The following is a 15,203-nucleotide window of genomic DNA, read 5'->3' on the forward strand; positions in this document are numbered from 1 at the left end:
ACTTTTGCCTTTAAGCTCTGCGATGAAGGTTTCTGAACGAATAACATCAAGCGTAGTAATACCAAACAGCTTGTTCTTGTTGTAAACACCCTTTGCTTTTAGCGTTTCAGCGGCAATAGCTACCGTGGTGTTAACAGGGTTAGTAATAACGCCTATACATGCATCTGGGCAGTTGTCTGCACAGGCTTCTATTAGATTTTTAACTATCCCTGCATTGATGTTGAACAGATCAGAACGATCCATGCCTGGCTTTCTAGGAACGCCTGCAGGGATCAGCACAATGTCGCAGCCTGTTAATGCTGTCGCTAGATCATCTTTACCAAATCCAGTTACTTTGACGTCGGTGGGTATATGGCTTAAATCCACTGCAACACCGGGAACTACCGGCGCAACATCATATAATGATAATTCAGAGCCTGCAGGCAATTGTATTTTTAACAATAGTGACAAGGCCTGACCAATTCCACCTGCGGCGCCTAATACGGCTACTTTCATAGAGATATCTCCAGTTAACTAGGTTGATAAAAAGAACGCGAAGATTAGCCGAAATGCTCACAAAGCTCAATGATACTATGGTATCAAATATCAAAATAAACATTTTTACCGCAAAAATTGCTTATATAGTGGGCTTATTGCAAGATATACGCATTCTACATGTCGAGCTATGTTATTGCCTATGAGCACCAGTAAACAAGATGTACTGATAAAAGCCTTCCGCGAAATTTTAAAAACTGAGAGCTATGGATCACAAGGCGAGATTGTACTGGCCCTAAAAAAACTGGGTTTTGATAATATTAGTCAGTCAAAAGTGTCGCGAATGTTAAGCAAGTTCGGCGCAGTGCGAACTCGAGATGCGCGTGGTGATATGGTTTATTGTCTGCCGCCTGAACTGGGCATGCCCACCGCAAAAAGCCCGTTAAAGCAGCTAGTGTTAGATATTGTGCATAACAACGTAATGGTGATTATTCGCACCAGCCCTGGGGCCGCTCAGTTAATCGCACGTTTACTCGATTCATTGAGCCATACCGATGGCGTATTGGGCACCATTGCAGGCGATGACACTATTTTTATAGCACCTGCCGACATTACTAAAATTGAAGAGCTTAGGCAGCGTGTGCAAGACTTATTTGATAGTGTTTAAGCACACAAAGCCTGCTTTATGTCTGCATGTTTTTCAAAGAAAGTGCATATTGGTAAAGCGATTTTTTGTTCAATTTATAATGCTCGCTAACCACCGCTGCCGCCGATTTAGGCGGCAGCAAGGCTATGAGCTGGTGCATAAGATCTTTTGCCTGCACGGGAAGCTCTTCTTGCGCTATCGCTTTACAATAAATCATTAGCACAAACTCTCCTTTTTGATGCGCATCCTCTTGGTTTAACCACGCTAGAACATCCTTTGCATTGCCACTTATATACCTTTCAAAACGTTTACTCAGCTCTTTTGCAAGCACAATTTGATGATTATCAGGCAGCACTTGTGCACATACTTCTATGGTGTCTTTAACCCGACGTGGTGCTTCATAAAAGATGCAGGTCATGTGCGCAAGACTAGCAAACTTGAGCGACTGCGCTTTGGCTTTTTGTTTAACGGGCAAAAACCCTAAGTACATAAAGCGGTCGGTCGGCAAGCCTGAGGCACTTAGCGCGGTAATAAGCGCGCAAGGTCCAGGTAAAGCTATTACGTTTATGTCAAGGGAGCGACACGTACTAACTAAGGTGTAGCCTGGATCGCTAATAAGTGGTGTGCCAGCGTCACTAATAAGCGCTATTTTTTCTCCCGCTTGCAGTTTTTTGACTAATAGTTGAGTGCGCTGATCCTCGTTATGATCGTGTAAGCTAATTGAACGCGTTTTAATCAAAAAATGTTGCAGTAAATGGCCAGAATGGCGCGTATCTTCCGCGGCAATTAGGTCGACTTCATTCAAAATATCGATAGCCCGGTTAGACATATCACCAAGGTTGCCAATAGGCGTAGGCACAATATACAAAATACCAGTCACGTTCTTCACTTATAAATAAAAAAACTAATACGCCTAGTTTACACAAACTTAAGTACAGTTTGCATGAATTCAGCTAGATATTTTTATTAAGCCAAGTAGACTAGCGAAGTCAATCTTTATTATCTTTGGGATACTCGTGAACTTACGCACACTTTTTGTCACTTGCAGCATTTCGTTTTTCTTAATTGGCTGCGGTGTTGCACCAAACCAAAAGCCAATATCTGAGCCTGAAAAAAAGCCGCCCTTTGACACTGATATGAGCGGACAAGAACAAAAAGCTTTGGAAAATATTGAGGCGCGTTACGCAAACAGCAAAGATATAAATGAGCGCAATTTATCCTTGCTTATATTAGCGAATAATTACAAAAGCGCGGATGACTGTCGCGCAGTTAGTATTGTTATTAAGCACACACAGGGTAGTCTTAATAATTCGCAGCACGTGGCTATAAGTAATTTATTGAAAGCAGAATGCGCGCTAGACTCAATTGGTAACACAAGCGATTCAATTAATAAACAGCCTTTACTTAGCCTTGTCATTAAATGGTTAGAAACAGCAAACGAAAATGGCATAAATAGCGCAAAGGTGCCCCTTAGCGCATCTTTAAACACTATAGACTTTGCCACTAGAGCGCAAATTGCTTCTGCTCGTCTGCTTGCGCAAAATAAGCAATACGCAAGCGCCTTGCATCAACTTTTAAATGCAAATATTATCGATAATTTAGTGGATCACCCTAAGCTTCGGACCCATTTTTACAATAAAGCGTGGGAATGGTTTTCATTGCTTGACCAAGACGCGCGAGCGCAACTTGCGGCAACATATCCAACGCTTAGCGAATATATTGTGTTTCTCAACATTGTAGAAGATGCCAGCCTAGACGATAACGCTCGTCAAGCGTCGATAAAACAATGGTTATCTACTCGTACGAACTTGATGATAGTAAGTAATTTACCAACACAAATACAACAGTATTTAAGCATCGAGCATCGCCAAAACCAGAACATAGCAGTATTGTTGCCGTTAAGCGGGCGTTTATCGGCACAAGGAGAAGCCATACAGCAGGGAATACTGAGTGCTTACTATCACAAATTAGCCTCTGCTAAGAAAAGTAAACGTGTGATTCAATCCACAATTGAATTTATCGATACGGGTTCACTAAACACTTTAAATACTGATATTACTGCAGAGTCTTTAGTGCCCTACGACACCATTATTGGTCCGCTCTTACGCAGTCATATCGACGAAATTAATGCGCTTAATTTAGTTCCCCAACGACAGCTAGTGCTTAACCAAACCCAGCCACGCACAAAAGACGGGGAAGGTCTTTTGGCGGCGTTTTCACTCTCACCTGAAGAAGAAGCACAGCAGATCGTGGCGCTAATGCGCACACGTACTATACGCAACCCTGTGGTCATAGACGACAGTTCTGCAACAGCTAAACGCATGAACAATGCCTTCATTGCGGCTTGGAAGGCAACTGGCGAGTTAAGTAAAAACGGCCAAGTACAAGCACTACAACAAATTAGTTATACAGACAATAACAGTATGCGGGTAGGTATTACCTCAGCGCTTGACGTATTGCAAAGTCAAAGGCGCATTAAGCAACTTTCCAACTTGCATCAAGAACGTGTACACAGCGTTACTAGAAACAGAAGAGACGTAGACGCATTTGTAGTATTCGCTCGTCCAAATGATTTAGAGCTTATAAATCCTATTATAGAGAGCAGTATTAGCCTATTTACCAATGAACAAATTCCGGTATTTGCTGCTTCTTACGGCTACGACCACAAGCAAAGTAAAAATAGTCAGCGCGACCTGCGTAACTTGATTTTTGTAGACATGCCGTGGCTATTATCAATACAGCGTGGCGACCCCCTTTCAGCCTCAATAGATGCCTTGTTCAATAAACCACCCAGTACATTTTTACGGCTTTTTGCCTTTGGTTATGACGCGCTTTCAGTCGTTGGCAACTTAGCTCAACTTAGTACCTTTGAACATCTTGCAATTAAAGGCTTAAGCGGAGATTTGTCAATAAACAGTTCTCAGCAATTAACACGCGAACTTACTTGGCTGTCCATCAATGAGCTAGGCTCTCAATAGGCCATGTTTGCGATAGCCCTTAGATATTGCTAAGGCCTATCGCACTAGAGTGAGTGAATATGCAAAGTGACACTAAACATGATCAGGGTAAAAGAGCTGGCCAAGTAGCAGAAAGCAAGGCTAAGCATTACCTAGAATCTCAAGGGCTTAGGTTTATTATGCAAAACTTTCGCGTGCCTCAAGGTGAAATCGATTTAATTTTTAAAGATATGCAACAATGGGTGTTTGTTGAAGTCAAATATCGCGGCAGTAGCATTCGCGGGCATGCTGCGGAGTACTTCACCGCTTCAAAAAGGAGTAAAATGAATAAAGCTATTATGTGCTTCTTGCAGCAGCGTAATTTGAACATTCACCATACCAGTTTGCGTATAGATGTAATAGCCATTGATGATACGAAACTTACATGGTTAGATAGCGTATAATACCGGTCATCTGCCTAAGTCTGTTGATGCTAGGCTGTTCATCGATGCGCCATATAATAATAAAGTATTTGCGCGCACAAACTATGCGCATAGGAGCATTTTGCAAAATGTTAGACAATATCAAGAAAAGCTTCACACAAAGCATTCAAACCAAGATAGCCGCGGCTGAAGCACTTCCTGAGCCAATACAAAAAGCAGCACAAATGATGATTGAAGCACTCATTAACGGCAACAAAATTTTGTCTTGCGGAAACGGTGGTTCAGCTGCTCAAGCGCAGCACTTTTCATCTTCGCTGCTTAATCGGTATGAACGCAATAGACCCTCTTTACCGGCAATTGCGCTCACTACAGACAGCTCAACCATTACCTCAATAGCGAACGATTCTTCTGTTGATGAAGTTTTTTCAAAACAGGTTAAAGCATTAGGGCAAGCCGGTGATATTTTGCTGGCTATCTCTACCAGCGGTAATTCAGCTAACGTCATTAATGCAATGCAGGCAGCGCTTACGCGCGATATGACAATAGTGGCACTAACAGGCAAAGACGGCGGAGAAATGACAGGGTTTATAAGTGAAAATGACGTCGAAATTCGAGTTCCGTCCTCTCGCACTGCTCGCATTCAAGAAGTGCATCTTTTGGTCATTCACAGCTTATGTGAATCCATCGACAGTGCGCTTTTCCCAATCGACAGTGGAGACTAATCAAATGTATAAAAAGATCGCTTTGACCGTAATTTTAGGGGTCGGTGTAAGCCAGTTATCAGGATGTGTGTCAGCAGTAGCGGTGGGAGCCGCAGGAACGGCAGCGGTAAGTAATTCTGACAGACGTACTCTAGGCACCCAGATTGATGACAAAACAATGACCGCACGTATAAATACGGCAATCAACAAAATACCTAACCTTGAAAAAGATGCCGACATCAGCGTGCACGTTTACAATAGCCAAGTTTTATTAACAGGCCAGGCTGTATCTCAAGTACTTATATCTGAAGTCACTAGGGTGACACAGACAGTTAACCAAGTGTCTAAAATACACAATCAAATAAGGCTGGGCGCACCTATTCCGGCAGGGTCTACCATTAACGACGTTTGGCTAAGCACTAAAATTCGCACCGTAATGAGCACTGACAGCAGAGTGCCTATGCTCAAAATGGATTTAATAGTGGAAGATAGCGAAGTATTTATAATGGGCCAGCTTACCAAGCAAGAAGCCACTGCTACCGTTGAGCTAGTAAGAAATGTAGATGGAGTGACTAAAGTTATTAGAGTAATGGAGCTTATAGACTAGGCGCTATTTGACTATTCGCAAGCCAGGTTTCTTCGTCGGCTTGTCAGGCTCATTCTTTTTCGGCTGCTGTGGTGGATCGGTCTCAGGCACCGTAAACACACTTCCTGCGCCATTCTCTTTAGCGTATATAGCGCCTACAGCACAGCACGGAAAGGATACCGTCATGGGCTTGCCAGAAAAACGAGCTTGAAATTCTACCCACTCTGCATCCATCTTAAAACCAACACACGCGCTAGGAGAAACATTTAAAACAATTTGACCGTCGTTTACGAACTGAGTGGGTACTTGGACATGTGGAAAGTTTATGTCGACCACCATGTAGGGCGTGAGACCATTGTCAATTATCCAATCGTAAAAGGCGCGTAATAAATAAGGTTGATTAGGGGTCATCTCTTGCACGAGGCGTCACTCAGTCTTAAGGGGGAAACGCTGCTGTAAATATAACAGCAGCAAGGCTCTAAGGTATTAAAGAGGATTATGTATCTCGCGTTCTTGATCAGTCAATGATGCTTTAAATGAACCACGTTCGAAAATGCGCTTCATATAAGCGACAACTTGTCGGCTGCCTTGGCCATCGAGCTCTATGTTTAGGGCGGGTAAACGCCAAAGCAGCGGAGCTAAATAGCAATCTACTAGGCTAAATTCTTCGCTCATAAAATAATCTGTTTCAGCAAAAATAGGAGCAAGACTTAGTATTGCTTCTCTAAGTTCTTTTCTAGCTTCTGCGGCACCATCTTCTTTACGAAACACTTTAGCTGCTAATGAATACCAATCTTGCTCAATTCTATGCATCATTAAGCGACTTTTTCCACGTGACACCGGATAAACAGGCATAAGCGGTGGGTGCGGGAAACGCTCATCAAGATATTCCATGATAATATGTGACTTGTACAAAACTAGTTCACGATCTACAAGTGTAGGTACTGTTCCGTAGGGGTTAAGTTCAAGTAACTCTTCGTTAATTTGACTTGGATCTGTAAAAATAATCTCAACACCAACACCCTTCTCAGCAAGGACAATACGCACCTGATGTGAGTATATATCGATATTGTCTGAAAACATGGTCATGATAGAACGTTTGCTAGTGGCCACAGCCATTAAAACCTCCGAGCCTTATTGCCACATAAGGTGAGCAATAGGAATTGTTATAATAATTTAAAGCACAAAAAAGGGCACTAATCATTCATAGAGCCCTTTTTGAAAAAAGCCGCGGAACTATACTCTATTACTTGACATTTCGCCAGTACTCTTTCTTCAACAGCAGAGCGAAAACAAAGAATATAACAATGAAAATCAATACACCACGACCAATCGACTCTGACTTCAAACGCGTTGGCTCACCGGTGTATTCGAGGAAGTTAACTAAGTCGCGGATTGTGTCATTGTACTCATCTTCACTCAAGCGCCCATTGCCATCGTTAGTCAGACCTGCTGGACGCATGACTAACTCACCGTCCACCATTTTTTCTTCATAGGCTAAACGAGGTGTGCCCTGTAGGGGTTCTAAGACGTGCGGCATACCCACATTTGGAAACACAAGATTGTTAACACCAAATATCTTGCTTTCATCGACATAAAATGTCTTGAAATAAGTATACAACCACTCTGGGCCACGCACTCGCGCCACTAATGTTAAATCGGGCGGCGGCGCACCAAACCATTGTGCAGAATCTTCTGCGGGCATGGTATTGGTCATATAATCGGATACGCTCTCACCGGTAAATTGAAGATACTTTTGCCCTAGATCTTCAGGAATGCCTAAATCATTGAACATACGCTGATAGCGTTGGTATTGCATTTGGTGACAACCCAAACAATAATTCATAAAAGTTTGCGCACCTCGCTGCAAAGACGCTTTGTCGGTCAAATCGATATTAGGGTCTTGCAAAGCAACCTTAGAACCCGCAGCTACAGCCAAGCCAGGCAGCAATATCAGTAATGCTATCCATCTTTTCATCTTGGGATCCTTTTGGGTACCGGTTTAGTTGTCTCGTGTTTTGAATATAAAAATAACATTACAAAGAACATGAAGTACATAATAGTCGCTATACGCGCCGCGATAAGCTTCCAAGGTTCTTGAGGAGTGCCGCCTAGATATCCCAAGAATATAAATACAGCTGCAAAGACAAGCAGATTAGCGGTATGTAGCCCGCTTCTGTAGCGCCATGAGCGCACATTAGCACGGTCAAGCCATGGTAAAACAAACAACACCGCAATAGCGCCAAACATTGTTAGTACACCCGATAATTTATGCGGTACTGCCTGCAAAATAGCGTAGAAAGGTGTGAAATACCATACAGGGAAAATATGTTCCGGCGTCTTAAGCGGGTTGGCAATTTCAAAGTTAGGATGCTCAAGTGCCTTTCCACCAAGTTCTGGCGCAAAAAACATAATGTAGCAAAAAATAAATAAGAAAATACTAAACGCAACTAAGTCTTTAAGCACTATATGTGGGAAGAATGGCACCACGTCGTCCGCATAGTCATATCTATTAGTAAAATGTTCATGAATTTTATAGGATGTTTTTTCGCTTTCAGGCAGGCTACCTTTGGGGTGTTTTACATCCACGCCGTCTGGGTTGTTTGAACCCACTTCATGTAGCGCTATGATATGTAAAAACACCAAAATAACAATTACAAGCGGTAATGCAATAACATGAAGCGCAAAGAAGCGATTCAAAGTCGCCCCTGATATGACGTAGTCGCCCTGAATCCACTCTACAAGCGGACCCCCAATAACGGGGATGGCGCTGAACAAGGATACGATGACCTGTGCACCCCAATACGACATTTGTCCCCATGGCAGTACATAACCCATAAACGCTTCTGCCATAAGGGCTAAATAAATTAGCATGCCAAATACCCAGAGTAACTCCCGGGGCTTTTGATATGAACCATAAATCATGCCGCGAAACATATGCAAGTATATCACCACAAAAAAAGCAGTAGCACCTGTACTATGCATGTAGCGAATAAGCCACCCGTAGTTGACCTCGCGCATAATATACTCAACCGACGCAAAGGCACGTTGTGCAGACGGTTCATAATTCATCGTTAACCAAATACCGGTTATAATTTGGTTCACCAATATTATGGTGGCTAAAAAGCCAAACACATACCAAAAGTTCATATTCCGTGGCGCAGGGTACTGAATAGCATGCACATTTGCAGTGCGCATCATTGGAATACGTGCTTCAATCCAAGCTAATAACGTTGTCATTATACGGCTCCCTCATCAGAACCAATTATAATATTATTGTCGTCAACAAACATATAAGGCGGAACTACTAGGTTATACGGCGCTGGTACGCCTTGAAAGACCCTACCAGCCATATCAAATTTAGACCCGTGACACGGACAGAAAAAACCTTCGCTAACGCCTTCTGCATGCTCAGCGAAATCTCCGTCGGTCAAATGCTGTGGCGAACAACCCAAATGAGTACATATGCCCACCAACACCAAATACTCTTCTTTAATAGAACGGTACTGATTTTGTGCATAAGCGGGCTGTTGCTCAACTTCTGAATTAGGATCGCGCAGTTCGCTTTCCACAGCGGCAAGTGATGCTATTAACTCGGGTGAACGTCGTACAATCCAAACAGGCTTACTGCGCCACATTACGCGGATCAGTTGGCCAACCTGTATACCGCTTATATCTACTTCAACGTCTGCACCAGCCGCTTTTGCACGGTCACTGGGCTGCCAATAGGATAAAAACGGTACGGCTATTCCAGCAACGCCTACAGCACCGATGACGGACGTAGCAATAGTAAGAAATTTACGTCTTGGGTTGTCAGATTCGGGCTCGGCGCTTCGTGCGCTAGGATTGTCATTTGGTGCCGATTTATTAGCATCTACTGATACTTCACTCATCAACTGTTCTCCGGGTGTTGGAAAAGGTCTTTCAACCTACTCTTGCTTATCTTTAGGTTATCGCTCATAGTGCGTAAAGCTTGAGCTTATGCAACGATTGATAAATGTCTAACAAATTTTGATGGCATATGGTAAAAAAAACGCTTAGTAAACACAAGGATTTACTTCACAAAAGGCACGTTTATATTTGTTTTGAGTCAAGTATTTTGCACACATGCGAAATAATGACTATTCAACCTTGGTCGTAATTAGCAAGAATAAATCCAATACTGCAATAATAACCAAAAAAAACCCGGCAAGCCGGGTTTTTGAACAATACGTTGTAAAACGATTAACGTTTTGAGAACTGAGGACGCTTGCGCGCTTTATGTAAACCCACTTTCTTACGCTCTACAGTACGCGCATCGCGTGTTACGAAGCCCGCTTTACGAAGTGCTGGACGAAGTGTCTCATCATACTCCATAAGTGCACGGGTAATACCGTGACGTATGGCGCCTGCCTGACCTGAAATGCCGCCGCCTGAAACGGTTACATACAAATCGAATTTCTCAAGCATCTCTACTAATTCTAATGGTTGCTTTACAATCATGCGTGCTGTTTCACGACCAAAGAAAACGTCAATTGGACGTTGATTGATGGTGATGGTGCCGTTACCCGGACGAAGGAAAACACGAGCTGTTGAGCTCTTGCGACGACCTGTACCGTAATATTGAGTATCTGCCATGGTGCGCTCCTTATAAATCCAAAGTTTGTGGCTGTTGTGCTTGATGCGTGTGCTCTGGTCCGACGAAAACTTTCAGTTTACGGAACATAGCTCGCCCTAGTGGTCCTTTCGGCAACATACCTTTAACTGCACGCTCAATAACCTGCTCTGGGTTTTTAGCGAGAAGTTTTTCAAATGTTGTTTCTTTAAGTCCACCAACATACCCTGTATGAGTATAATAGACTTTGCCTTTCGCTTTATTACCAGTAACAGTAATTTTCTCAGCGTTAACAACAACAATGTAGTCACCAGTATCTACGTGAGGAGTATACTCTGGCTTGTGTTTACCACGCAATCTAGTTGCGATTTCAGTCGCTAAGCGACCTAACGTTTTGTTTGCGGCGTCTACCACATACCAGTCGCGCTCTACGCTTTCTGGCTTTGCAACAAAAGTTTTCATTTAATTTCACCCAAAAAAATTTAAAAAATAACGTTATCAACCTGTTGGCCCCTTCGAACCGGTTAATCATCCGCCTTCCCAAAGGCGGGCACTGCTGGGCAGGTCGCGAATTATACAGAGTTAATAGCAAAAGCGAAGCCTTAATTGCTAATTAGTAAAACTTAACCTTCTTTTAGCTTTAGATTTACGGACGAACCACATCACTTACATCGTTAATTTGGCGCAGCTTTTCTGTCGTTCTCATCAGGTTGTCGGCATCTGCTACTTCAATGCTTAGTTTTATATGAGCACTACCTCGAAGCTTATTGCTGATGCTGTTGACCCCTAACAAGCTAACTTTTTCGTTTGCCAATACGGTGGTTATATCGCGCAATATTCCGCTTCGATCGTCACAGTAAATATCAAGCTCAGTTTGAAAACTGATTTGATGCTGAACTAACCACGACACTTCAATTTCGCGCTCAGGATGCTGATTGAGCAGATTTTGCAACTGCCCGCAGCCTTCCTTGTGAACACTTACCCCTTTACCTTGTGTAATGTAGCCTAAGATTGCTTCACCCGCTACAGGTTGGCAGCATTTCGCCATTTGACTCATTAAATTGCCAACGCCCTCTGCAATGATCGGCTCTTGGCCTTTGCGCACTTTTGCCTTGCGGGTTTTAATGACGGGGGTTTGCGCTTCAGGCTTTGGCGGTGCAAATTTTTGTGCGAGATAATTAACTAGTGTCATCACCCGCAAGTCTCCCGAACCCACCAATGCATATAAATCTTCAGGAGACTTTACATTAAACTTTTTACAAGCGTCAGCGGCATGCTTTACCAGCACATTAACTTTATGTAGCTCACGCTCTAGAAGCTCTTTACCAGCCTCAATATGCTTTGCTTTGTCTTGCTGCTTAAAATACGAATGAATTGTCGCACGTGCGCGTCCTGAATGCACATAGCCTAGCCCTGGATGCATCCAGTCACGACTAGGAGAGAGTGACTTGCCTGTTAACACCTCTACCTGATCGCCACTTTGTAGGGTGTAGGTAAACGGCACTATCCGCCCTCTTATTTTCGCGCCTATACAGCGGTGCCCCACGTTGCTATGAATATAATAGGCGAAATCTAGCGGCGTTGAGCCAAGCGGTAAATCAATTACATCTCCTTTAGGGGTGAATACATACACGCGGTCATCAAACACTTGGCTGCGCAGCTCTTCCACCAAGTTGCCCGATTCGGCCAGCTCATCTTGCCACTGTAAAATTTTACGCAGCCAGCTTACCCTATCATCACCGCTGGCTGACTTGCCCGAACTGCCTTCTTTATAGCGCCAGTGCGCTGCCACACCAAGCTCGGCGTCGTCATCCATTTGCTTTGTTCTAATTTGAATTTCAATCGACTTGCCTTGTGGTCCTATCACTACAGTATGAATACTCTGGTAGCCATTGGATTTGGGGGTAGCGATGTAGTCGTCAAATTCTTTGGGAATATGTTTAAACTTTGCATGCACTGTACCTAAGGCCGCATAACAGTCTTGAAGTCTTGAGGCAATAATTCGTAAAGCGCGTATGTCAAATAATTCATCAAAGTCTAACTGCTTATTTTGCATTTTCTTATGAATGCTATAAATATGCTTGGGCCGGCCTATCACTTCTGCCTTAATATTCTCTTTATCTAACATTGCCTGCAAGTCAGCCACAAAATCTTCTATGTACTGCTCCCTGTCTAGCCTTTTTTCCTGCAGCATGGCGGCTGTGCGTTTATAAGTTTGCGGGTGTAAATACCGAAAGGATAAGTCTTCAAGTTCCCATTTAAGCTGTCCAATACCTAACCTGTTTGCCAATGGCGCATAGATAGTTGCGCACTCTTTAGCCACCAAAACGCGGGTTTCCTCATCTTCTTTTTTTATTTTATGTAGGGTGCAAATGCGCTCAGCCATCTTAATGACCACGGCGCGCACGTCCTCAACCATGGTTAGCAGCATACTTCTGAGTTTATCAACCTGAACCGCGTCAGACTGCTGGCGTTTAGACTGCAGACTATTGATGGCCTCCATTTTACGCACGCTTTCAACCAAATTCGTAATGCCCTCGCCAAAACGTTCAAGCATTTCTTCTCTGTTTAGGGCGTTTGTTTCACAGTAAGGATACACCAGTGCGGTTTGTAAGGTTTCATCATCCATGTGCAACTGCTGCAGAATTTCGACCATTTCTTGACCCATTAGCAACTGTTCGGGCTCGTCGAAAATAGTGCGCAGTTTGTCCTTTGTTTTTGACGGTAGGGTGAGGTCATTTAGCCACACTTCAAATTCTGGGCGTTGGGACTGATGTACACTGCGAATCGAAACCATACCTTTCCTTGACGCTTAGTAAAAACACACTTTTACCTAATGTATTTCTATTTTCATCTTGTTATTAATTATACACAAATTTGTGCACTCAATTGCAAATTATATTAACAACTTGTGCGCACAATCTACTTGTGTAGCGTAAACAAAGCCATTACTTCTATATGCTTTGTAAAAGGAAACATGTCTAAGGTGGCTATTTTGCTTAATTCATAATAGGGCAGTAAATATTGAGCATCTCTTGCAAAACTGTTTGGATTACATGACACATAGACTATTTTCTCAATGCCTTTGCTGGCTAAAAACTGACAAAGCTCAAGCGCTCCCTCGCGCGATGGATCAAGGATCGCTATTGCGTTTTCAGCAAAACTCAATTTTTCCAAATCGGGCAGTGCAGACAAGTCCATTAAAGAAAAGTGACAATTATCGACGGCCATAACGCTTGCATTTAGCGTCGCCACCTTTACCATTGCTGCAACGCCTTCAAAACCTTGCACCGAGTTTACGTATTTTGCGAGGCAAAGCGCAAAATTACCGCTACCGCAATAAAAATCGTACAAAGTGTGTTTTTTTTCTGGTGCAAGCCAAGTCTTTACTTTTTTAATCAGGCCTTGATTCACCGTCTTGTTTATTTGCAAAAAATGCGCACTTTCTATGCCAAGCTTAACGCCAGGCATGTCCTCAATAACAACAGCGCTGTTTGAAAAACGCTTTTGCGCCTTATCAGATATTTCGCCGCTTGCATTATTAACGTGTATACAAATATCGTCGTTGCCTTTGGATTTAACCACAATGTCAATAGTGAGCATTTGCGCTAGCGCCGATAATTTCGCGTAGCTCTTTTTGCATAAGTCGCGGCTAGTAAATAAAGCTACCTGCAGTGCTGTCTCTCCCTCGGTAATCACAATATGGCCTATTTTGTGAATGCTAGGCAGACGAACCAGTGCCTGTCGCAGCGCGGGTAAGCAGTCGTTTATCATGCTGCTAGCAATGGCGCACTTTGGAATATCAACGATAGCGTCTGAGCGCCGCGCCCTAAAGCCTATTTTAATGTTGTCTTTATTGCGCGCGTCAAGCGCCAAGCGAACGCGTCTTCTGTAGCGTGTATTAACTGGGTTCTCGTTATAGTCTATTTCCGACAGAACGGGCATTTCCCACGCGGTGCTGTTGCTAAATGTTCTTTCTAGCTTTAGTTGTTTAGTAACGTAGTCTTTTAAGGCCTTTTGCTTCAACGCTAAGCCGTGCTTCGCGTTTGTATGCTGCAAACTACAGCCACCGCAGTGCTCATAATATTCACAAAAGGGAAGCGTCCTTAGGCGGCTAGGCTCTACTACTTTTGAGATCTCAGCAAAATTAACCTTTTTAGTTTGCTTGCTAAACCATACTAAGCAGCGCTCGCCAATTAGCGCGTCAGACACAATGGTAATGGGGCTTGATGATAAACAAAGGCCATTACCAGCGTGATCGTGAGCATCAATAGTAAGCTCAAATACTGTATTTTTCCGCTGACTTTTAGACTTTTTGGGTGTGGGCGTAAAAAAAGTCGCCATGACTGTATCCTCTGTTAGTGCAGATTGTGAGCTTACAATTTCGGTTAAAAATCACGTTAAAATTACATTATTGCTCACGTAAACCATTATTCTGCTGAGGCTTCCAGCACTACCATAGCCGTTGCATAATGCTGTTCGTCTGAAATAGACAGCTGGCAGTTCACAATGTTTTGCGCAGCCATAAACGTCTCTATCGCGCCGTTGAAGACAAAAAAAGGTTTGCCCATATCATTGTGTTCTATCTGTATCATTTGCCAACTGTATCCGTTGCCAATCCCCACTCCCATCGCCTTAACGAGCGCTTCTTTGGCGGCAAACTTTTTGGCTAGATAGCGCTCAGGATATTTGCTTGCACTATACTGAGTCATCTCAGCTTCAGTTAGTATCCGCAACGCAAAACGCTGAGTCGCATTCAAAGCTTTTTGGATACGCGCAATTTCAACAATATCGGTGCCAATTCCAAATAACATCGCTGCGTG

Annotated in this window: 17 protein-coding genes; 5 read left to right on the forward strand and 12 right to left on the reverse strand. The window is 43.3% G+C overall.

Features of this window, described 5'->3' with window-relative positions:
- Nucleotides 1-495 (reverse strand): lactate/malate family dehydrogenase (locus tag GPUN_RS09980; protein ID WP_040520920.1); only part of this gene is annotated, 495 nt, incomplete at its 3' end.
- A gap of 181 nt (nucleotides 496-676) precedes the next feature.
- Between GPUN_RS09980 and argR the strand changes: the two genes are divergently transcribed.
- Complete coding sequence (argR, locus tag GPUN_RS09985; RefSeq protein ID WP_040520921.1) at nucleotides 677-1,141, forward strand: transcriptional regulator ArgR; 465 nt, start codon at nucleotides 677-679, stop codon at nucleotides 1,139-1,141.
- Nucleotides 1,142-1,157: 16 nt separating this feature from the next.
- On the opposite strand, the gene rsmI is transcribed toward argR, so the two are convergent.
- A complete protein-coding gene (gene rsmI, locus GPUN_RS09990) occupies nucleotides 1,158-2,000 on the reverse strand; it encodes a 16S rRNA (cytidine(1402)-2'-O)-methyltransferase (protein WP_006006272.1) in 843 nt (280 codons plus the stop codon).
- Nucleotides 2,001-2,136: 136 nt separating this feature from the next.
- Between rsmI and GPUN_RS09995 the strand changes: the two genes are divergently transcribed.
- The 4 genes from GPUN_RS09995 to GPUN_RS10010 all read left to right on the forward strand — a co-directional run bounded on the left by GPUN_RS09995 (nucleotide 2,137) and on the right by GPUN_RS10010 (nucleotide 5,807).
- Nucleotides 2,137-4,098 (forward strand): penicillin-binding protein activator, encoded by a 1,962-nt coding sequence (locus GPUN_RS09995; RefSeq protein ID WP_006006274.1) that lies wholly within the window; start codon nucleotides 2,137-2,139, stop codon nucleotides 4,096-4,098.
- A 59-nt stretch (nucleotides 4,099-4,157) separates the two neighbouring features.
- Nucleotides 4,158-4,520, forward strand: coding sequence for a YraN family protein (locus GPUN_RS10000; protein WP_006006275.1), 363 nt, complete (start codon nucleotides 4,158-4,160; stop codon nucleotides 4,518-4,520).
- A gap of 107 nt (nucleotides 4,521-4,627) precedes the next feature.
- Entirely contained in the window at nucleotides 4,628-5,221 is a 594-nt protein-coding gene (locus tag GPUN_RS10005; protein WP_040520925.1) for a phosphoheptose isomerase, read from the forward strand.
- Between the two features lie 4 nt (nucleotides 5,222-5,225).
- A complete protein-coding gene (locus GPUN_RS10010) occupies nucleotides 5,226-5,807 on the forward strand; it encodes a BON domain-containing protein (RefSeq protein WP_006006279.1) in 582 nt (193 codons plus the stop codon).
- A gap of 3 nt (nucleotides 5,808-5,810) precedes the next feature.
- Here GPUN_RS10010 and GPUN_RS10015 read toward each other — a convergent pair whose 3' ends face one another.
- From GPUN_RS10015 to acpS, 10 genes are all read right to left on the reverse strand, one after another.
- The gene (locus GPUN_RS10015; RefSeq protein ID WP_040520922.1) at nucleotides 5,811-6,197 is read right to left on the reverse strand and encodes a ClpXP protease specificity-enhancing factor; all 387 of its coding nucleotides are present in this window, start codon (nucleotides 6,195-6,197) and stop codon (nucleotides 5,811-5,813) included.
- Nucleotides 6,198-6,272: 75 nt separating this feature from the next.
- Nucleotides 6,273-6,905 carry a stringent starvation protein SspA gene (gene sspA, locus GPUN_RS10020; RefSeq protein ID WP_006006282.1) on the reverse strand — a complete coding sequence of 211 codons (633 nt, stop codon included), beginning with the start codon at nucleotides 6,903-6,905 and terminating at the stop codon, nucleotides 6,273-6,275.
- A gap of 127 nt (nucleotides 6,906-7,032) precedes the next feature.
- Nucleotides 7,033-7,764 (reverse strand): cytochrome c1, encoded by a 732-nt coding sequence (locus GPUN_RS10025; RefSeq protein ID WP_006006285.1) that lies wholly within the window; start codon nucleotides 7,762-7,764, stop codon nucleotides 7,033-7,035.
- Nucleotides 7,761-9,026, reverse strand: coding sequence for a cytochrome b (locus GPUN_RS10030; protein WP_006006287.1), 1,266 nt, complete (start codon nucleotides 9,024-9,026; stop codon nucleotides 7,761-7,763). The genes GPUN_RS10025 and GPUN_RS10030 overlap by 4 nt, the downstream gene beginning before the upstream one ends.
- Nucleotides 9,026-9,679, reverse strand: coding sequence for a ubiquinol-cytochrome c reductase iron-sulfur subunit (gene petA / locus GPUN_RS10035; RefSeq protein ID WP_006006289.1), 654 nt, complete (start codon nucleotides 9,677-9,679; stop codon nucleotides 9,026-9,028). The genes GPUN_RS10030 and petA overlap by 1 nt, the downstream gene beginning before the upstream one ends.
- Nucleotides 9,680-10,010: 331 nt before the next feature.
- A complete protein-coding gene (gene rpsI / locus GPUN_RS10040; RefSeq protein ID WP_006006292.1) occupies nucleotides 10,011-10,403 on the reverse strand; it encodes a 30S ribosomal protein S9 in 393 nt (130 codons plus the stop codon).
- Between the two features lie 10 nt (nucleotides 10,404-10,413).
- On the reverse strand, nucleotides 10,414-10,842 hold the full coding sequence (gene rplM, locus GPUN_RS10045) for a 50S ribosomal protein L13 (RefSeq protein WP_006006294.1): 429 nt from the start codon (nucleotides 10,840-10,842) through the stop codon (nucleotides 10,414-10,416).
- A gap of 184 nt (nucleotides 10,843-11,026) precedes the next feature.
- Nucleotides 11,027-13,177: a GTP diphosphokinase gene (relA, locus tag GPUN_RS10050; RefSeq protein ID WP_006006296.1), complete on the reverse strand. Its 2,151-nt coding sequence runs from the start codon at nucleotides 13,175-13,177 to the stop codon at nucleotides 11,027-11,029.
- A 125-nt stretch (nucleotides 13,178-13,302) separates the two neighbouring features.
- Nucleotides 13,303-14,724, reverse strand: coding sequence for a 23S rRNA (uracil(1939)-C(5))-methyltransferase RlmD (gene rlmD / locus GPUN_RS10055; RefSeq protein ID WP_006006297.1), 1,422 nt, complete (start codon nucleotides 14,722-14,724; stop codon nucleotides 13,303-13,305).
- Nucleotides 14,725-14,810: 86 nt separating this feature from the next.
- Nucleotides 14,811-15,194, reverse strand: a complete 384-nt coding sequence (acpS, locus tag GPUN_RS10060; RefSeq protein ID WP_006006301.1) for a holo-ACP synthase — start codon at nucleotides 15,192-15,194, stop codon at nucleotides 14,811-14,813.
- Between the last annotated feature and the right edge of the window lie 9 nt (nucleotides 15,195-15,203).

Origin of the sequence: Glaciecola punicea ACAM 611 (assembly GCF_000252165.1) — a bacterium.
Taxonomy (GTDB): Bacteria; Pseudomonadota; Gammaproteobacteria; order Enterobacterales; family Alteromonadaceae; genus Glaciecola; species Glaciecola punicea.